This is a genomic window from Rossellomorea vietnamensis (assembly GCF_008180615.1).
Taxonomy (GTDB): Bacteria; Bacillota; Bacilli; order Bacillales; family Bacillaceae_B; genus Rossellomorea; species Rossellomorea vietnamensis_D.
This window is the reverse complement of sequence record NZ_VTEH01000017.1, coordinates 40,806-60,877: the sequence shown is the minus strand read 5'-3', so window position 1 is coordinate 60,877 and position 20,072 is coordinate 40,806. Positions and strand designations below refer to the sequence as shown.

The 20,072-nt window shown below is 41.7% G+C and carries 17 protein-coding genes; 2 read left to right on the top strand and 15 right to left on the bottom strand.

Annotated features, from left to right (window positions below):
* Positions 1-4: 4 nt before the first annotated feature.
* Positions 5-2,503, bottom strand: coding sequence for a sensor domain-containing protein (locus tag FZC79_RS18290; RefSeq protein ID WP_187442870.1), 2,499 nt, complete (start codon positions 2,501-2,503; stop codon positions 5-7).
* A gap of 198 nt (positions 2,504-2,701) precedes the next feature.
* Here FZC79_RS18290 and FZC79_RS18285 point away from each other — a divergent pair, with 198 nt between their 5' ends.
* Positions 2,702-2,938 (top strand): ATPase, encoded by a 237-nt coding sequence (locus FZC79_RS18285; RefSeq protein WP_148948188.1) that lies wholly within the window; start codon positions 2,702-2,704, stop codon positions 2,936-2,938.
* Between the two features lie 409 nt (positions 2,939-3,347).
* Here the strand turns inward: FZC79_RS18285 and FZC79_RS18280 are convergent, their stop codons facing one another.
* Complete coding sequence (locus tag FZC79_RS18280) at positions 3,348-3,623, bottom strand: hypothetical protein (RefSeq protein WP_148948187.1); 276 nt, start codon at positions 3,621-3,623, stop codon at positions 3,348-3,350.
* Between the two features lie 491 nt (positions 3,624-4,114).
* Between FZC79_RS18280 and FZC79_RS18275 the strand changes: the two genes are divergently transcribed.
* Positions 4,115-4,558: a VanZ family protein gene (locus FZC79_RS18275; protein WP_148948186.1), complete on the top strand. Its 444-nt coding sequence runs from the start codon at positions 4,115-4,117 to the stop codon at positions 4,556-4,558.
* 34 nt (positions 4,559-4,592) lie between these two features.
* On the opposite strand, the gene FZC79_RS18270 is transcribed toward FZC79_RS18275, so the two are convergent.
* The 13 genes from FZC79_RS18270 to FZC79_RS18210 all read right to left on the bottom strand — a co-directional run bounded on the left by FZC79_RS18270 (position 4,593) and on the right by FZC79_RS18210 (position 20,060).
* Positions 4,593-5,438: a YitT family protein gene (locus tag FZC79_RS18270; RefSeq protein ID WP_187442876.1), complete on the bottom strand. Its 846-nt coding sequence runs from the start codon at positions 5,436-5,438 to the stop codon at positions 4,593-4,595.
* A 76-nt stretch (positions 5,439-5,514) separates the two neighbouring features.
* A complete protein-coding gene (locus FZC79_RS18265) occupies positions 5,515-6,987 on the bottom strand; it encodes a potassium/proton antiporter (protein ID WP_148948185.1) in 1,473 nt (490 codons plus the stop codon).
* Between the two features lie 24 nt (positions 6,988-7,011).
* On the bottom strand, positions 7,012-7,563 hold the full coding sequence (locus tag FZC79_RS18260; protein ID WP_148948184.1) for a tyrosine-type recombinase/integrase: 552 nt from the start codon (positions 7,561-7,563) through the stop codon (positions 7,012-7,014).
* Between the two features lie 165 nt (positions 7,564-7,728).
* A complete protein-coding gene (locus FZC79_RS18255; protein ID WP_148948183.1) occupies positions 7,729-8,466 on the bottom strand; it encodes a DUF1538 domain-containing protein in 738 nt (245 codons plus the stop codon).
* Positions 8,466-9,155, bottom strand: coding sequence for a DUF1538 domain-containing protein (locus FZC79_RS18250; protein ID WP_148948182.1), 690 nt, complete (start codon positions 9,153-9,155; stop codon positions 8,466-8,468). Before FZC79_RS18250 ends, FZC79_RS18255 begins: the two co-directional genes overlap by 1 nt.
* Positions 9,156-9,534: 379 nt before the next feature.
* Complete coding sequence (locus FZC79_RS18245; RefSeq protein ID WP_148948181.1) at positions 9,535-10,062, bottom strand: DinB family protein; 528 nt, start codon at positions 10,060-10,062, stop codon at positions 9,535-9,537.
* A 104-nt stretch (positions 10,063-10,166) separates the two neighbouring features.
* On the bottom strand, positions 10,167-10,868 hold the full coding sequence (locus FZC79_RS18240) for a DUF5694 domain-containing protein (RefSeq protein ID WP_148948180.1): 702 nt from the start codon (positions 10,866-10,868) through the stop codon (positions 10,167-10,169).
* 1,256 nt (positions 10,869-12,124) lie between these two features.
* Positions 12,125-13,795 carry a hypothetical protein gene (locus tag FZC79_RS18235; protein WP_148948179.1) on the bottom strand — a complete coding sequence of 557 codons (1,671 nt, stop codon included), beginning with the start codon at positions 13,793-13,795 and terminating at the stop codon, positions 12,125-12,127.
* A gap of 219 nt (positions 13,796-14,014) precedes the next feature.
* A complete protein-coding gene (locus FZC79_RS18230) occupies positions 14,015-14,911 on the bottom strand; it encodes a carbohydrate ABC transporter permease (protein WP_148948178.1) in 897 nt (298 codons plus the stop codon).
* 17 nt (positions 14,912-14,928) lie between these two features.
* Entirely contained in the window at positions 14,929-15,807 is an 879-nt protein-coding gene (locus tag FZC79_RS18225) for a carbohydrate ABC transporter permease (RefSeq protein WP_148948177.1), read from the bottom strand.
* A 315-nt stretch (positions 15,808-16,122) separates the two neighbouring features.
* A complete protein-coding gene (locus FZC79_RS18220) occupies positions 16,123-17,484 on the bottom strand; it encodes an extracellular solute-binding protein (protein WP_187442869.1) in 1,362 nt (453 codons plus the stop codon).
* A 52-nt stretch (positions 17,485-17,536) separates the two neighbouring features.
* Positions 17,537-18,319 carry a response regulator transcription factor gene (locus tag FZC79_RS18215; RefSeq protein ID WP_148948176.1) on the bottom strand — a complete coding sequence of 261 codons (783 nt, stop codon included), beginning with the start codon at positions 18,317-18,319 and terminating at the stop codon, positions 17,537-17,539.
* Positions 18,291-20,060: a sensor histidine kinase gene (locus FZC79_RS18210; RefSeq protein WP_148948175.1), complete on the bottom strand. Its 1,770-nt coding sequence runs from the start codon at positions 20,058-20,060 to the stop codon at positions 18,291-18,293. The genes FZC79_RS18215 and FZC79_RS18210 overlap by 29 nt, the downstream gene beginning before the upstream one ends.
* Between the last annotated feature and the right edge of the window lie 12 nt (positions 20,061-20,072).

Here is a 20,072-nt window from a genome sequence, read left to right as displayed (position 1 = left end):
TTTATCATTGAGATTTTTGTATATATCTTTTCACCATTAACTTTTCAAATTCCACACCCGGCACCGGCCTGCTGTAGATGTATCCTTGAACATGGTCGCAATGGTTCTGGTACAGGAACTCCAGCTGTTCTTTTGATTCTACCCCTTCTGCCACCACATCGAGTCCAAGGCCATGCGCCATTTCTATAAGAGATTTCGTAATGACCGAGTCTTCAGTTTTCACAGGAACATTCTTGATGAATGACTGGTCAATTTTTAGTGTATCGAATTTGAAATTCTGCAATTGTGACAACGCTGAGTACCCTGTGCCGAAGTCATCCAATGATATCTTTACTCCCATTTCTTTCAGTGAAGTCATGGTTTTCTGGACAACCTCAGAATAGTGGATCAAAGAGGTCTCTGTGATCTCGAGTTCGATCCATGTTGGATCTATATCGTACTGAGCTATATTGGATTGAACCGCCTCGACAACATCCTTTTTCAAAAAGTGCTGTGGAGAGATGTTGATGCATACAGGTACAATCGGAAATCCCCTTTCAGACCATTCCTTCTGCTGCCGGCAGACATCCTGCAGCACCCATATCCCGATTTCTGTAATGAATCCACTGTCTTCAGCGATTGGAATGAATTCAGCAGGAGAAATATTGCCCCACTCCTCGTGCTCCCATCTGAGAAGTGCTTCAGCTCCTATGATCTCTTCGGTTTTTACATTTACTTTCGGCTGAAAATGCACCCGAAACTCATCTTGTCTAACGGCCTTTCTCATATCTCTCTCCAGACAGTACTTTCGATAGGATTCCTGATTCATCTCCCGGGTGTATACCTGGTATGTATTCTTGCCATTTCCTTTGGCATTCGATAATGCAGTATCTGCATTTTTTAGAAGAGAGTCGCCATCCTCCCCATCCTTTGGAAAAACACCGATTCCAATACTTGTTGAAATGAATAGATCATAATCACCATAGTGAAAAGGTTTTTCTAAAATGTCAATAATCTCCTTTGCCACATTCACCGGCTGATCCATTGTTTTCAACCTTGGAAGGCAAATGGCAAACTCATCTCCGCTGAGCCTTGCTGTAAATTGGCTTTCTGATCGATTCTTCAGCCTCTCCGTCACTTGCTTCAGAAGCTCATCTCCTACGAAGTGTCCCAGACGGTCATTAATGAATTTAAATCGATCTAAATCCATATACAGGAGTGCGAATGATTCGTCCTTTTCTCGATGAAAATCAATCTGCTCTTCGATATATTCTTCAAATCTTCTTCTGTTCGGCAATTGAGTCAGGTAATCCTGAAAAGCGGCCTTGTGAAGCGTTTCTTCAGATTTTTTCTTATCCGTAATATCCCACATAATACCGTCAAGGCGAACCAAATTCCCTTCAGAGTCACAGGTTGGGATGGCTTTTACATCCACCCATTTAATATCACCGCAGGAATGGAGGAGACGATATTGTTCAAATATCTCATTCCCTTTTCTGATCTCAGAGATAATCGATTGAATTTTCTTAGCGTCCTCATGGTAGATGGTTTCATCCCATAGTAAGGGAGATTTAATGAGATCTTCCAATTTATAACCACAAAGAACTTCAAATTCTTCCGAGCAAAATAACACCTTCTTGTTTTGGATATCTATGGACCAGACGATTTCATTCAAATTTTTAAAAATCATTTGCGCATGAGCCTCACTTTGCTCAAGCATAGCTTCTGTTCTCCTGTATTCCGTAATATCATGGACGGTCCCTATCATCCTGGTCACTACTCCATTTTCGTCTACGATCGTATTCCCTTGTTCATGGACGATTCGTTCTATGCCGTCTCTTCTGATTATCCGATATTCTATACTGAAAGCTGTGCCTGTTTGATAAGCACTCATGCATGTTTCCATGAATTCGTTTCTATCCTCCGGGTGCACCATTGAAAGATAATTTTCTAGTGAAGGTGTGATATTTTCAGGATCCTCCACACCATAAATCCTATAAAGCTGCTCGGACCAATGTGCTTCTTGACTTTTCACCTCATAATCCCAGTTGCCAACATTTCCGACCACCTGGACAAAATCAAGATCTTTCTGAGTCTGTGAAAGCTTTTTTTTAAACAATGTAAATTCTGTCGCATCTCTGGCAGTGCCAAAAACACCCAGTATGTTGTCTCCATCCAAGATCGGCGAATGAGTCATTCGCAGGTCCACTCTTTCCCCTGTCCGGCTGACAAATACAACATCATAGCTGACGGTTTCCCCTGTGACGGCTAGAGCAAATTTCTGTCGTGCCTCTTCTTGAAAGTCAGCAGCGACGAACTGATCAAAAGGGCCCGCCACTTCTGCTTTTGAATAATCGGTGTATTTTAAAATGGAATCATTGGTCTCAAGGATGTTCCCTTCCATATCCAAAATGAGGACTACATCCTGATGCTTCTGAAAAAACAAATGATAGATTTCTTGATTTTCCCGTGCACCCTCAAGCATGTTTCTCCCCATATTTAAATCATTATATTTATCTGACACTAACATTAACCCCTTTTGCAGCAGCAAGTATAGTTGTTCTTGGAGGAATAAAAACTGGTATTCTATCTTTATATCGTTTTCATAGTAGGTTTTTTTACCTATATTCCTTAATATTGTAATATAAATACAATCAGACTTCATTTCTTCCTCGAAGAAGAGGGAGGAAAAATTCGAGTAATAGACCTGGAGTGATAGAAAATGAAACCTGAATGGATTCCGTTTTATGCATCATTTGGAACGATGATTTTACTCTACCTTATTGGGTACATGGCGAAGATTGAAATACTTACGTTCAAACTTTCATTCTCTAATACTGAGATAGCACTGCTCCCGATCGCTGCGGGATTTGCTGCAGGTTTGATTAGTCAATGGATTTTAAAAAGGAAGGGGAAAGGGCATGAAAGCGGTCCCGGGGACAATGGGGCAGCTAAGTGATACAAGTTCAGCCTTGCTAGGATGGAGATTATCTAAAATACTCAATCCGTTGGTGTTTCTCATTATATGAAATGATTGTTCATGTTAGATTACGAAAGACCTGATTTTCAGGCCGTTTTATACTGATCAGGTCTTTGTTTGAAGACACCACATGGTCCATAAGAGAGCCCAAGTGTACTTCGAGAGGATCCTGAGGGATACTTGAAGGAAGAAAATGGAGTTCTGGGGTCCTTCGAGAGGATCCTGAGTGACACATGAACCCCGCAAAGTGTCACAGGTGTCACTCCTGAATTTCTTAAGTGATACCAAAAGATCCAAAAAGGAACTCTGCTGTACCTCGTGAGTTCCCAAAATTAGCCCGCAAGTATAGCTTCCTAAAAAAACCGCCAATTGACAGGCCCTAACCAAACTAGTTACCTAATCGTGCGTTTTTCTTCCTCCGGATAACTACAAATGAGACAATTCCCATTCCAATCATGATGATTAAAAAGGTAATCCCTACTATTGGCGCTACCGCAAAGCCCCGATATAACTGAATACTGTACAAGAAGGCAATAACAGCTAAACTTATGTACCCATTTCTTTTGCTCTTGATATAAATGGAAGAAAAAATAGCCATAACCAACGAAACTTGAATTAAATATGATGCAGTCATCATCAAGTACATTCCAATACTAATATCCATATTCCTCCCCCTGTCAAAAATAATCTTTAAGAGTATACATAACCCAGAACTGCGCTGCAGCCTATTTACCTCAGGAAATGTCCTCATCATCCTTCAACTTTCAGTCCGGCAACTCCTCAGATACCTATGATCCAGTCAAGAACTTAAGATTCATGCCGTCTAAGGCCAAATACCCTTTAATAAAAAGGATAGTTTCTATATACCCTTTATACGGATGAAAATAGTAATAAGTTTCAAGATCTCTCTAAAAGAATCATTTTAGTTGTTGCTTGATACCCGTTCTTCAAAACTTTTTCCTGTATCTACATGAGCTTTGGATAACTATTTCTTGAAATACTCTTTTTTTATTCTTGGTTCTCTTAGAGCTTCCCTGAGACCTCTTTTTATAAAAAATAGTGCGATTGCAGGCTATCAAGCTAAGAAAGGACCCTAAGCACCGCATACTCCTGTCTTAACAGTCATATAGTTTTTAAGAATACGAGGTGCTGCAGATGAAAGTAATGGGTAAGATAGGATTCATTTTGTTTTTCATCTATTTTATTATCGTAATGATTATCAGTTTTATCGGCATTGATATCCATAATCTAAGAATCTCCTCTTTAGAAAGTGGAAAGAGTAACTTTGTTCCTTTTGATAGTCTTAGCATGTATTTTTTAGAAAAAGAACACTACAACCTTGATACGTGGTTTTGTAGTACGTTCGGTCCTTTGCTCTTATTTCTGCCCATGGGACTGCTTCTTCCTGTTGTCTTTAAGAATATGCAAATGTTAAGATCTGTTCTGTTATTTTCTTTTGTGCTAAGTGTCTTTATTGAAGTGCTGCAAAATGTGACCCAGCTGGGAGTAATGGACATTGATGATGCTATATTGAATACAGCCGGCGCTATAACGGGGTACCTCTTTTATACCATTCTTTTTAAAAAAACTGCCAAATAAAAACCCGTCACTCTGACGGGTTTTTTCGATACATTTAATGAATATCTCTTTTCTTAAATCTGCCGCCCCGTACTTCATTGATATCAGCAACCGCCAGGAACGCGGTCGGATCCATCTCTTCTACAATCGATTTCAGTTTGGCTTCTTCCAGACGAGTCACGATACAGAAAATCACTTTTTTATCTTCTCCCGAATACCCGCCTTCACCTTTCAGATAGGTAACTCCGCGGCCCAGCCTTGCCAGTATGGCATCTCCTATTTCTCTGTCCTTGTCACTGATGATCCAGGCTGATTTTGACTCATCAAATCCATCAATGACAATGTCAATGGTCTTGAAGGCAATCACATAAGCAAGTACAGAATACATGGCTCGGTCCCAGCCGAGGACGAATCCTCCCCAGGTAAAGATGAATACGTTGAACAGCATGATGAATTCTCCGACGGAAAAGGGAAACCTTTTATTCAAAAGGATCGCCAGGATTTCGCTGCCATCCAGGGCTCCTCCATAGCGGATGACAAGCCCTACTCCCGCTCCAAGAACAATTCCTCCGAACACAGTGGCAAGCAGCATATCCGAAGTAAATGCAGCGACAGTATGCAGGTAATTCGTTGCCAGAGATAAAATCGAAATCCCAAACACCGTGGAAACCGCGAATGTCTTTCCAATTTGTTTATAACCTAAAAAGAAAAATGGGATATTCAACAGGAAAATGAATACACCCAGCCTTATGCCTGTCAGGTTGTATAAAATAATGGAAATACCGACAATTCCTCCATCCATGATCATATTGGGCACGAGGAATACCTCGATTCCCAGGGCCATCATAATGGCACCCAGCAAGACGAAAAAAGCCCGCTTAATAATCTTCTTTGTACTCATTTTTTGATGTTGCTGCAGTTCGGATTTTATCTGCTCCTTTATCGCCTCATCATTCAATCCGTTCTCCCCCCGTCTTTTAATCTTCTACATTCAGCATTTTCTTTAAATCCCTTTTGCTGCTTCTGGATACAAGAATATATAGGATATCTCCCTTTTCAATGACCGTTTCCCCATAAGGTGTCACTAATTGACTTCCCCGTATGATGGCGTTGATCAGGACGTCCTTTGGAAAAACAATCTCAATTAGACTTTTACCAAGAATAGGGGTTTCTTCGTTGACTTCGACTTCCATGATTTCAGCATTGGCCCTGCCGATCGAAACCAATTCAAGAGAATGGACTGGGTCTACTTTTTTCGGACCGGTCAAGCCAAGTTTTTCAGCAAAAATGGATATGGTCGAGCCTTGAATCAACGCCGAGGTTAGAACAACGAAGAATACGACATTGAAAATCATTGGAGAGTTGTCAATTCCGGCAATCAGTGGAAAAGTTGCCAGTACAATCGGGACAGCTCCCCTTAACCCTGCCCAGGACAGGAAAACCTTATCTTTTACATCGAAATCCGATTTGACTAAAGACAGAAATACGGCTGCCGGCCTGGCTAACAAGATTAAGATTGCAGACAGCAGCACTCCTTTCAAGGCAACATCCCACGTAAAGAGCTGAGATGGAAACACCAATAAACCAAGGATGACGAACATGAGTATTTGCATCATCCAGGCAAAGCCCTCGTTGAACTTGAATATTGAGTGCTTATAGGTCAGTTCCGAGTTGCCAATCAGCATGGCTGCTACATATACCGCTAAAAGGCCGCTGGCATTGAACAGATCGGTAATACTGTAAGCCAGCAGTGCAAAGGCCATTGCAAATACGGGATACAGTCCGCTCGAATCAAGATTGATTCTATTAATCGAACGGGTCGCCAATTTTCCAAAGAGGATCCCTAATACCAAACCCAGCCCCATTTGCCAGAAAAACGAACCGATAATTAAGGGATAGGATGGGTTTTCCACCGTTAATAATTCAATGAATGATATTGTTAAAAACACGGCCATCGGGTCATTGGTTCCGGATTCAACCTCCAGTGTGGAACCCAGCTCCCCTTTAACATTCTGCCCTTTGAGTACGGCAAAGACGGCAGCCGCATCCGTCGAACCAACAATGGCACCAAAGAGGAATCCCTCAAGCCAGGAAACTCCTAATATAAGCTTCGCTGCCACTGCGACGACTGAAGTTGTGACGAGAACACCAAGTGTAGCAAGGGATAAGGCCGGCTTGACGACCGATTTAACAGTGGATATCTTTGTCTGCAGGCCTCCTTCAAACAAAATCATTACCAAAGCAAGAATTCCAATGAGCTGTGTCAATTTAGCATTATCAAAGTAAATGAGGCCCAACCCATCACTTCCTGCCAGCATGCCTACCAGGATAAATAGGACAAGTGCCGGAACACCGAGCCTTGTAGAAAATTTTGTTGTGATGACACCTGTTACCAATAACAGAGCTGTCATCAAAATAAAGTAGTCAGAACTAATTAAAGAATTTTCCATGAATACTTACTGCACCTCGCTGCCTTAAAGATTAACGTCGACCTTGATTGGTTCTTCAGTATGAATGTCAATTCCGATATATTTCAAGGTTTCTGAAGGAGTAGAGTGATTGAAGATCTTTTGGAGGATGGATAGAGCTATGCCTTTTTTATATGCGTGATACCCGAATGTTTTTCTAAGGGTGTGGGTGCCGATTTTTCCCTCCACCCCTGCCTCCTGGGCAGCCTTGTTAATGATCCGGTAAGCCTGCTGGCGGGTAATCGGGAATTCATTTTTTTTAGATTTAAACAAAAAATCTTCCCTGGTCAATGAGGTTTGGGCCAGGTAATCAAATAAGGCCGATCTAACGACATGGTTTAAATAATATGAATTCCCATTCTCACAAGGCGTGAAAAACTCCCTCGCATTTTCTCGATCCCAGACCTCCTTTACCCTCAGCTGAAGAAGATCGCTGATTCTCATGCCAGTATTCACACCCAAAACGAAAAATAGATAGTCCCTTTTAGATTGCTCGTACAGAATATTTTTCATCTTATATATATCGTCAATCCTTCTGATCGGCTCTACAAATTCCATTGAAGACCTCCGTAATGTTACTTAATATAGATTATACGGGATTTATGTAACATCATTAAACAAATATGCTTAAGAATTCAGAATAGAACTAATTCTGTTCTTGTTTTGAATAAAATTCACCATATTTAAAGCCAGATTCATTATGGAATCTGGCTGACGTAATCTTCATTCAGCTGTTTGTTCACTGCCCTTCCTCCTATGAAAGACAAGGCCGAATAGCAGGACAGAAATAATTGGCGCCAAAGCCACCAAGGCTATCATACCGAAACCATCCAGTAATGGATCTCTTCCTTCAATAACAGATGCCGCTCCTACAGCTATTGAAAGAATGAAGGTTACGGTCATCGGTCCCGTGGCTACACCACCCGTATCAAATGCAATTTCGATAAACCCCTTTTTGCTCATGAAAATCAATATTAAAACAACAGTGTACCCTGGTATCAAAAAATACAGCAGCGGAATGTCCAGCAAAATCCGAAGCATTGATAATGCAATTGAAATTCCTACTCCGGTTGATAGAGTCAGGAGCATGGCTCTCTGAGATATGTCTCCGGAAGTAACTGTTTCTATCTTTTTATTCAACACCTTGATTGCCGGCTCCGCAATAGTAGCAACAAATCCAAGTACAAAGCCAATTGGGACGATGATCCAGGAATAAGAAAGTTCACCAAGGACTTTTCCCATCTCGCGCCCTATAGGCATGAAACCGATGTGAACACCATGTAGGAAAAGTGATAATCCAATAAAGGTAGCAATGAACCCATAAATGACTGTTTTCACCTTCTCTTTAGGCAGCTTCAAGAAAAAGATTTGAAAGATCAGAAAAAAGAGTAACAAGGGAAGTACCGCAAGAGCCACATCGAATAATACTCCTGGCAAGCCTTCAATAATCTTGATGTTCATTATATGAACACCCCCAGTAAGAGAACTGCGATAATCGGGCCGATAGAGGCTAATGCAACCAGCCCAAACCCTTCAGTAGAATTTTTTTCTTTGTTTACAGCCGAAGCGACGCCGATTCCCAGGGCCAGTATAAATGGAACCGTAATCGGGCCTGTTGTGACTCCGCCGGCATCAAAGGAAACTGACCTGAAACCGGACCCACTGAAGGCTGCCAATAGGAAAACGATAGAATAACCTCCAATAAGGAAGTAATGTATAGGCAGTTTATATAAGGTCTGAAACATGGCAATGGCAATGAATACCCCCACCCCAATGGCAACTGTCAATATAAGCATACTGGAGGTGACCGCACCGCCAGATACCTGTTCTACCTGTGATGACAGCACTCTCACATCGGGTTCAGCAACAGTGACTGAAAATCCTAATAGGAAGGCGACCCCTATAATAATCCAAGTATTTTTAGATTTAGGAAGAATTTCACCAATTTTTTCACCGATCGACAGAAGCCCCTTATTGACTCCGACCAGAAAAAAGATAAAACCGAGAATCACCATGACCAAGCCAATAAGAAATTGAACAAACATCTCAGCCTCGAGTTTTATTACAAAAATCTGCAGTAAGGTGACAACCACCCCTACTGGAAGAATGGAAAGCAAAACGTCACTTATGGATTTCTTTATATCTTTCAACCAACTTCCCCCTATATATGTTTCCTTATCTCTTACCCCTTCGGCCGGACTTGAAACGAGTATTAGCAGGCATAAAACAGTTACCAGAAGGAAAAGTTACCTATGGGATGCAAGAAGGAGAAAACTATACTATTATACGAAGAAGAACACGTTACCTTTAGGAAGAAAAGAAATACGAGGTGTTCTCTTGTTAAATCCGATTGAAACCGATTATTTCATATTCTCTTCAAACAAATTCAAGACGAAAAGTATAGTTTTTAAGCAGATGTTATAAATCAAAAGTTAAACAAGAGGTATAGACATTAGTCACTACCTAATTCACTAACATGGCTTTAAACTAAAACCACATACCTCTCAGAATCGATCTTTTAGATCCTCTTTACATTCGTGCTTGTTTTAACAGCTGCCTCTTTATAGTCCTGATCTGCCCCCGGTGATTGATTTCATCTTCCATGACATGAAACCAAAGATAGTAGTTATTATAAGGAACTCCATTTCCCCATTCGTTTTCTTCTGCCAGCCAATCATCTTTGAGCTTCCCCAGCTGAGAAAGTGTACTCTTCCTTACGTCCGATAATTGATTTATGTAGTATTCTATTGGCTGCTTTTCAATTGTTTGTCTGGCTTGCTCCCCAAGTTCCAGTGCGGTCCGCCATTTGCTTAGTTCCACATCATTCAGGTCCCGCCCTTGGAATGAAATGATTCCATGAACAAATTCTATAGAAGCAATATGAAGCAGCAGCGCACCTATTGAATTCGATGATCCATCCACCCTGTAATCCAGGTCTTCCTGTTTTAATTCTTTTATTTCCTCCAGTGTGACTGCTCTGGTATACTCCAGCATACAGACAAGCTCGCCCATTTTTTCTGTGAAACCGCCGTTGTTTTGAATTCTGTAGTCAATCATTTCCTCAACCTCCTTATTAGTCCATTTCTAAGAATAGCAGTATATTTCTGAATTAATAGACTAATAATTTTAAAGTGAGAATGGTATACTAATAATAGATACAGTTATTGCTCCTGCTCAGAAAAAGGCAGCAGCACCTTCCACCCGCTTCCCTCAAATAATGTCTTCAGCATCCATAAATGATCGCTGCCAATCAGCAGAAGAATTCGATTATCGCCTTCCATTGCTGCCACCTCGGCAATATTCTTATAAATCTTGTATTCCCTTTCCATCCATTTAGTAAGAAATTCCATGCCGATCTTTTTGCCCTTTGGGTCCTCCACCAGTGCAAATGAGAGATAGAGCCTTTCTATTGCTTTAATGGCATTGTAGTTGTTGAGTGCTTTATAAGAATCCATCATTCTTATTTTCTTATCAATGGAAGGTGAACGTTCTTTTACAACTTGTATCTTTTCCCTTATTACAGGATATCCTTTTTCAATATTCATAAATAAGTCTGTCACATCTTCTTGAGTGAGAGTGCTTTCCCAATCCACCGCATGCACTTCTTTAAGGCCTAATGCCTTAGCAGCCCTGAAGCCGATCTGCTCCATTTCATGCTGTGAGTATTGTACTTTGCATTGGGTGTACCTCTCTTGAAGTCTGGTCTGTAAAGTCCTTTCCCACTCTAAAGCTATCTTTGTGGGCTTTAACCTAACTAATTCCCCGACCATTTCTATGATTTCTTTTTCTTTCCCTATAATCAGGCCGGGCTCATATTGCTCCATATGAAAGGTGCCCAGCAGGATGATTTCGTTTTTTACCATTCTCTCCCCTTCTTTCTTTAAAATAAAAATTAGCGAGTGTGTCCCCGCTCGAGTCTATGCAGATTACTGTCCTTCCATCAAGGAATTTAACTAGATAGTAAATTGATAACCCGTCTGTATTTGGTAAGGGGCTCACTGACTTTTGATTAATCATGAGGTAACGCTGGGTGAGACAATGCAGGTGTATGAAGTATGTCCTCTTTTGAACCTCCCGCCTCCTTTTCCTTTATTTCTGCAACCATAGTCTACGTTTTTCTCCTTCTATGGTCAGTTCAAAAAAGGGATGTCGTTAAAAGTCCTGCGGCTTCACACGTCGTGAATAGTTCATCATTTGGGATAGTGACTACAAACACTGAGTTCTTCTAAGCGAGAAACACCATGCTAAAACGCCTAACTCAGCTTATAGCATGGGGATTAGAGGATAAACACCCTACTAAAATGCCAAACTCAGATTATAGCATGGTGATTAGAGCATAAACACCCTACTAAAATGCCAAATTCAGATTATAGTATGGTAATTAGTGGATAAACACCCTACTAAAAAGCCAAATTCAGATTATAGTAGGGTGATTAAAGGATAAACACCCTACTAAAAAGCCAAATTCAGATTATAGTATGGTGATTAAAGGATAAACACCCTGCTAAAAAGCCAGATTAAACTTATAGTATGGTGATTAGAGGATAAACACCCTACTAAAATGCCAAATTCAGATTATAGGATGGTGATTAAAGGATAAACACCCTACTAAAATGCCAAATTCAGATTATAGTATGGTGATTAGAGGATAAACACCCTACTAAAATGCCAAATTCAGATTATAGTATGGTGATTAAAGGATAAACACCCTACTAAAAAGTCAGACTCAGATTATAGTAGGGTGATTAGGAACATAAAGGCTATTATTCTTAGTCCAGTCTGCTATTAAAACTCTAGGAGGAAACCCAGGATGATAGCTGGAAACAATTTTCCACAGATTTATATTAATCTATTTCCTTAACTCGCTCATCAAAATAGTCCATCGGTGGTTCTAACGGCCATCTATATAGAGCCTGTCAATACAATTTTATTACTTTTTAAACCATTAGGCAGGATAAAGTGTAACCTATATATATCACTCCCTTTTAATCTTTCGTTGAGCAGTCAAGTTTAGGCTTGCTCCTTTCATTCGGTGAATTGAGAACGCTGTAATAGTCTTCTCTACAATACAATATAAAAAAGGAGCCGCCACTATAATGGCCCGCTCCTTTGTAATAGATCAAACATTCACATTTCCCTGCAAGTCGAACCTCGCCAAAGTCATCCCAAGAAGATCCGCTGCCTGGTTGAATCCGACTGGAAAAACCGGATCCACTACATCACCCGGACGCTGGCCATAGCCATTCGGGAAATTAAAGGTATTATCATATACTTGAATCTGACCGACTGCTGGCAGGTTACTTCCTCCTCCACCTGCTGCAAAATATACAGCCAGCCTTTCTGGATCATTGTTGGTAAAGAAATTATCTTCTATCAGCAATTCCTCAAGAAGTGTATAATCCACCCTTGTCGTTAAGATGATGGAACTTCCTGAGTTAGTCTGGTGATCGATGTCATTCTCCCTGATAATCAGGCTGGTCGCCTCTTCAAGGAAAGTATAGAAATTGACAAACTGATTGAAACTTGTCATAGTATTGCCGATGATATTGATGGTTCCAGATACATTATAGGAAGCAAGGTTTGGTTCAAAAATAATTGCCCCGACACTGGTGCTGTTTCCTAGAAAGGTATTATTCGTTACGTTCGTTGTTCCCCGTAACACTTGAAAGCGCAGGCTCTGAGTATTGATAGCATTATGAATGAACAAATTATTATCAAAAGTAATGTTCTCTGCAAAAATATAGCCGCTTCTCACGGTACCTTCAATAATGGAATTTGATATCGTTATATTTCTGTACAAATTATCTAAAGCCCTTAGAGGCACACTGACCACTGCATTTGAACCTGTCAGCGTTCTATTACTAATCAAGTATAGATTGTCCACTGTCACATCGTCTGCTTCTATCACCAATCCGTCGACGGTACTTGCTGGATTGAAAATGACTTGAGGTTGTGTATCCCCTTCTCCTTGAAGGGTTAACGATTTATCCACAAGAATCTGCGCAGCTATTTCATACATTCCACTCAAGATATGAACGGTTCCGCCGGCATTCACAGCGGTGATCCCTTCCTCAATCGTGCCAAACGGATTGGCCCTGCTTCCATCCCCGCCTGAAGCCCCGGCTTCCACGTAAATATTGTCTGGATCCACAACTACCTGTTCGATGGCAGTATCCAATGCTGCCTGAACATCCTCTACACTTTCATAACCAAATACCGGCCGGTTTTCCAGCAAGATATCGGCTATCTGGTTTTTTTGATCTTCCGTTAAGGGGGCGTACTCTGAAAGATCCAGTCCAAGAAGAGGGTCTTCGATTGCTGCACGTATTCCTGCAGGCGTCTGCGCAGCGTTCACCGCCTCTAAAGCAGGATTGACAGGAGTGCCGAAGTCTCCAGGGAGAACGCGCTGAAGCAGCACTAATTCTCCTAAATCATTTTCTGTAAAAATGGTAGCCGTTACTTGGCTTCCTCCCCCCGGGTCTGGTGAAGTCATTATCCTAACCCCGAACGCCGGAATTAAAGTACTGTTGAGAGAAACCGGCAGGACAAAGACGGGACCCGTGCCCATCACTGGAGTTCCGAATTCCTGCAATTCTGCAAGGTTCTGCGCATAAATTATCTGCTGAGCATACCCTTGTGCATTTGGCTCAGTAATTCTGTAAACTTCTATTAAAACATTGGCAGGAAGATTACCAGTCCCTGTATTCTGTACCCGGACAACAAGCTCCCTTGCGATCCTTTTACCTGCTCCGTCAATATTTGGTATCGGCCCTGTATCATAAATGGCCATGTTTATAAGCTCCTTTCCTCTTATTCTAGAAGCCAGGCTAAATAGCTTCTACTCTATCAGTATATGAAACACAAAGAGAATGGCTTGGTCATGTGTACAGGTACCACCAGTAAGGGCACTGTTTTAGAAGAGAAGAAGGGATCCTGCATGTTTCAAAACTCTTTTATTTAAAAAAACCGAGCCAATCCTAAATGGATCAGACTCGGTTTTAAAATATAGTTACCCTTTTACAGACCCCGCAGCAATTCCTTCTACGATCTTGTCGCTCAGGATGAAGTAGGCGATCAATACAGGAATGATACTGATCATCAGTGTTGCGCCGATCGCGCCCCAATCAGTCAGATACTGTCCGACGAAGTTATTCACCCCGACTGTGATGGTTTTCCACCTGTCAGAACTCATGAAGGTTTGGACAAAAACAAATTCGTTCCAGTTATAAATCATGTTGATGATCACTGTTGTGGACAGCACGGGTACTGTCATAGGCAGCGTGATCTGGAAAAAGATGCGGTGAATGGAACAGCCGTCCATGACTGCAGCTTCCTCAATTTCACGCGGCAGGGCTTTGTAGAATCCGGTCAAAATCATAATCGTAATCGGCAGGTTGAATGCTACATACGAGATAATGATGGATACCGGGTTGTCAATCAGGTTTACGGACTTAAATATGTTGAATAATGGAATGAGTGTTGAATGAAGCGGAATCATGTATCCTGCCATGAATAAACCTAGAACGACTCCGCTCAATTTCCAGTGCATCCTTGTCACGGCAAATGTCACAAAGCTTGCAAGGATAACCGTCAAAACGACTGCGGCTACTGTATAGAAAACACTGTTGAAAAAGTAGGTATCGATGTTTCCGGTTGTCCAGGCTTTAACATAGTTGCCCCATTGCGGATCCTGAGGCAGCGCAAACGGGGACATCCCGAAGACCTCTTGATTCGTTTTCAATGAAAACATGAACAGCCAGACCAGCGGGTAAATTTGGATGATCCCAATGATCCCCAAAACGAGGTAAAGAATACCGAACCCGATTCTTTTGCCTAATGATTTATTGGTGTTATAAGAAGCCGGAAGTGCCGGCTGCTGTTGTGTCTCTACTGCTGCTTTACTCATTTTGTTCCCGCCCCTTTCTAGTATTCAACTTCATTTTTTGATGTCAGCAATTTTTGGATGATAAATGTCAAACCAAGACTGATAATCAGAAGTCCGAAACCAATCGCACTTCCGTATCCGAAGTTATATTTACTGAAGGCTTCCTTGTACATATAAGAGGCCATAACTTCTGAGGCACCATTCGGTCCGCCGCCTGTCAATATGAAAATTAAATCAAAATATTTCAATGAGCCGACGATGGCAAGGATAACCATGACTTTGATAACACCTGAAATCAATGGCACCTTGATTTTATAAGCAATCTGGATGGGAGTCGCCCCATCTATTTTCGCAGCTTCTACTAGTTCTTCCGGTACATTCTTTAAAGCTGCATAAAAAATGATGATATAAAATCCGGCATATTGCCAGACGATTGGAAGGAACAGAGCGAACAGCACAATGTTTGGATCTGCCAGCCACAGCGGCGGATTCTCGAAACCAATTAATGTAAGGAATCGATTCAACATCCCGTTGGACGGATCGAAAATTTTGGCCCAAAGCTGGCCGATAGCAACAGAAGATAGAAGCATCGGGATCAGATAAATCTTTCTGAAGAAATTGGCTCCTTTAATTTTACTAGCAAGAATCAGTGATAAAATCAGGTAGCCAATCAAGCTTAATGTTGAGAACAGCCCAAGCAGGATGGAATGCCATGTACTTTTCCAAAACATCTTATCCTGTACTAACTCTATATAATTATCCAATCCTGTAAACTTCATCTGTCCGATTCCGTTCCAATCCATCAACCCGTAATATCCTGTCAGGACAATCGGGATATAAATCAGGAAAAGAATGAGGACAAGCGCAGGAAGAACATAAAGACTGATGACCCATTTGTTTGACATGACACTTCTCATTTTCTTTACTCCCTTCTCTTTAAAAAGCTGCTTTCGTATGCATTGCTGCTTTACGAAATCGATTCAATGCTTGTTCTATGAATGTTAATGTGTGTGTCTATTCCCAAAAGGAAATTAGAGCAGAGGGAACCTTAAAACAACAATGTTTATAGAATGTTTTTTCATAAACTTTGCTGCTGGTTCATATTGTTTCGGCAAATATCCTCGTAAGGAAGAAGCCTATTTCCGAAAGCAACAATCAATACGAAAACAGCTGTACAAATGAGCTTGAAAAAAATAGAGGGCATATTGGATATGCCCTCTACACTGAGTGTATTACTCCTGCTCTTTGGCAATTTCGTCCGCATGCTGTTTCACGAACTCTTCAGGTGTTATCTGCTTTCCGAACAGGGCTGTTACCAGGTCATGGTGCAGCTCAGATACTGCAGGGCTGGATTGGGTATCAAAGTAAGTCGTTACATTTGAAGCAGAACCCAGGTCATCCAGGATTTCAATGTACATTGGATCAAGATCAAGACTTGCTGTATCCACCTTCGTCGCAGGGATAACGCCGGCATCTGTCACTGACTTTTCTCCCCATCTCTTTACAAGATAGCCGACAAAGTCTTTCGCTTCATCTTGAACTTTTGAATCTTCTGCTACGAATAAGCCAACTCCAGGGCCGCCGACATAACTGTCGATGGATGATCCTTTACCGCCTTCATAAGTAGGGAACTTGAAGTAGCCGATTTTATCTTTGAACTCCTGAGTTACATCAGGGCTCGTTGTGTAGTTAGGCAGTTCCCATGTTGCTGTAAGGAACATTGCTGCCTGTTCGTTCATGAAGTAGCCTTTTGCATCATCATTGGATAACGCGCTTGCCCCTTTAACAAAGCCGCCCATATCCACAAGGTTCTGGATTTCTTCTGCAGCTTGCTTGATCGCTGGGTCATCGAACTTCGCTTTTCCATCAATGACATCTGTCAGGATTGTCGGGCCGCCGATTCGATCAGCCATATACATGAACCAGAAAGATGCAGGCCATCCGTCTTTTGCACCGACTGTTGTTGGAACGACGCCATTATCCGCAAGTGTTTTGACAACGTTTTTATACTCTTCGAACGTTTCAGGTACTTCCAGGTTATGCTTCTCGAAGATTTCTTTATTGTAAAATACGTAAGAGATATTGAGTTCGAGCGGCAGGCCATAGGTTTTGCCGTCCACTGCATAAGATTCTTTTACACCAGGAATAAATTCCACGCCATCTGTCGTTACATCATCCAGAGGTGCAAGCATGTCGCCTTCCACGTAAGGCTGGATGAATCCATCTGACCAGGTCATTCCGATATCCGGCAGTTCATTGGAAGAAGCCAGTACTTTCAGCTTTTCTCTATATTGATCTGGGTTGAGGATTTCTGTTTCGATTTTCACATCATGTTCTGCTTCATATTCTCCGATGATATCTTTCACGATGGAGAACTGGGCATTGGAACTTCCTTCAGGCCATAAATGCATGAACTTTATAACTTTTTCGCCATCTGCACTGGCTTCATCCGATGAACTTGAAGATGAACAGCCTGCAAGTGCAAGCGAGGCAACCATTAGAGATGACGCCAGAACTGCAAACGCTTTCTTTTTGAACAATGTAAGATCCCCCTTTGACCTTGTTTGTATTTTGTTTACATCTCTAGTGTACATTGGGAATGTTCTGAAAAATAGGTCACTATGATTAGGAAAAATACTACTATTTTTAGAAAGCGGTTTCATTATGGATTTTCCGGTAAGCACTCGGTGTCATTCCTTCTTGTTCTTTAAAGATCTTAATAAAATATTTTGCTGTTTTATAACCCGACTCTTCCGCAATTTCATTGATAGGGAGTTTCGTTGAAATCAGCAGGTCCTTCCCCCTTTGGATCCGCCTTCTGGTAACATACTCGCTGAAGGTCATCCTAACGTGCTCCTTGAAAAGGACACTAAGGTAACTGGGATTCAAATGGACGTGATCCGCTACTTCCTTCTGAGTCAGTTCATTTTTCAAGTGCTTATTAATGTACTCAACAGCTTCCCTGATCGGCGTGCTGGTCGACAGATTCTGGGAATCGGCCTGAACCAGCTTTTTATCTACCACTTTCTCGATCGTTTCTGCACGCACTTGTTTTTCAACAGCTTGTACTGCTGCTTCGACCGCCTCTATCAATGCTTTTTTGCTGATCGGCTTCAGAAGGTAGTTTATGACACCGGACCTTAGGGCTTCCTGAGCGTACTCAAATTCTGAATAAGCTGATATCACAATAATGACAGGATGTACTTCCTGCTCTTTTATCATCTTTACTAACTGCAGTCCCGTAATTTCTGGCATCCGGATATCTGTGAGCAATATATGGACCCTGCTGCTTTTCATCAGCTCTATCGCCTCTTGGCCATTGGAAGCTGTCAAGATGTTGTACTGTCCATCCGCCCACTTTTCAAGCGATTTCATCAAACCTTGACGGCTTCTCGGTTCATCATCTACGATCAATATGGTTTTCAGCATGTTCTTCTTCTCCTTTCAAGGGAATCACAAACCACACCTTCGTCCCCTCTCCTAATTCACTAGAGATTTCCAATCCGGTTTTAGGCTGCGTTGGATAATATAATTCCAGCCTTTTTTGGACATTCGTCATGGCCATCCCATTTCCTGATTGATTGGAGAGAACGCCTCCAGACAGCATTGCCTGTTGGATTGCCTTCATTTTTTCCGTTTCGATGCCCGGTCCATCATCTTCCACCATGACTATTAGATATCCATTTATTTCAGCAGGCTCAACGGATATGGAAATGGTGCAAGGATCCATTGTATTTCCTGCCCCGTGAAGCACCGCATTTTCCACCAGAGGCTGAATCAGCAGTTTAGGAATTTTCACATCTTGGTATCGTGGCTCGATGAATAGGTTCCATTTCAATTGATCACCGAATCGCATCTTCATAATTTCCATATAATTTTCTATATGCTGTGTTTCTTCGTGTATAGTCACCCAGTCTCCATTTGTCTGTTTTGTGATGGTATAGCGGAAAAGCTCAGACATGGCTACGACAAATTCCGCAAGCTCCTCTTCATCCTTTTCCTCCAGAGTCCATTTGAGGGCATCGAGCGTATTAAACAGAAAGTGAGGGTTGATTTGGGCCTGCAAAGCTTTTAATTCACTTCTGCTCCTCGTTATTTCTTTTTCATATACCATTTTGATTAAATGGTTTGTCTCTTTAGCGAGCTGGTTGTATGTACTATTCAACTCATTGATTTCGTTGGCTGTCGTCACACTCGGATTCATTGTCATGGAACCGGCGCTCGCCTGCTGCATAGTTTCTGTCAATTTTATAATAGGTCTCGTGATGAAAGAGGATAGAAACAAAGAACTTACCAGGAATATGATAAATCCGGTGACTCCCGATATAATGACGACCATTCTCAGAACATTGATACCAGCCGTCAGCTCCTTGACAGGTGTCAAAATGATCAGGGTCCAGCCGGTAACCTGGGAAGTCTGCCTTGTCACGATATAGTCCTGGTTATCCAGTGATAGGGTGCCAGCTGGATTTTCAATCATTGGAGCAAGGGAACCTTCATAGTTTGAGAGAATCGGGTTCATGTCTTTGTCCAGAAGTATTGAAAATTGATTGGTATGGTCTGTTTCATTTTCAAATTGAAGATAATTACTGTAGATACTGATTAAGAGATAACCTCCATTGTCATAACCCTTTCCTATCAAATTAACACGCCTTAAAGCCATAAAGTTATCGGTATTGCGGGGGTCATCACCAAGCCAGACCAGGCCTCCATTTGCTTTATCTGCTTCAATGATCCATTTCTTATCTATTCTTGAAAGCAGACTTGAATCATCCAGCGGAAGGATTCGATTCATATTACGAGTGTACAGTTCAAATTCGAAAATCCCATCTGTGTTCGCCTGGATGGTATTGACGATTCCGCCCAATTCCTGCCGCTCATAGAAATCGATGGTTTTTCCTTCATAAGCCCTGGAAAGTACTCTTTGAATATTATTGTTGGTCATGACCAGCTTGGTCGCCGTATTAATTTGCTTGTACAGTGATTCCAGCCTTCCGTTTGCTTCGACTGCTGTTTGATCAATCTGCTTCTCGGCGTTCGATTTCAGGAGCGAAGACACTTGGTTGTATGTCAGGACACTGACGAGCGCCAGTACGGTTGCCATGACAACCAGAAATACAAATGACAGCTGATTGCGCAGTGTGTTCCATTTTTTCAACTTAGAAAACATCGTTAAATCGCC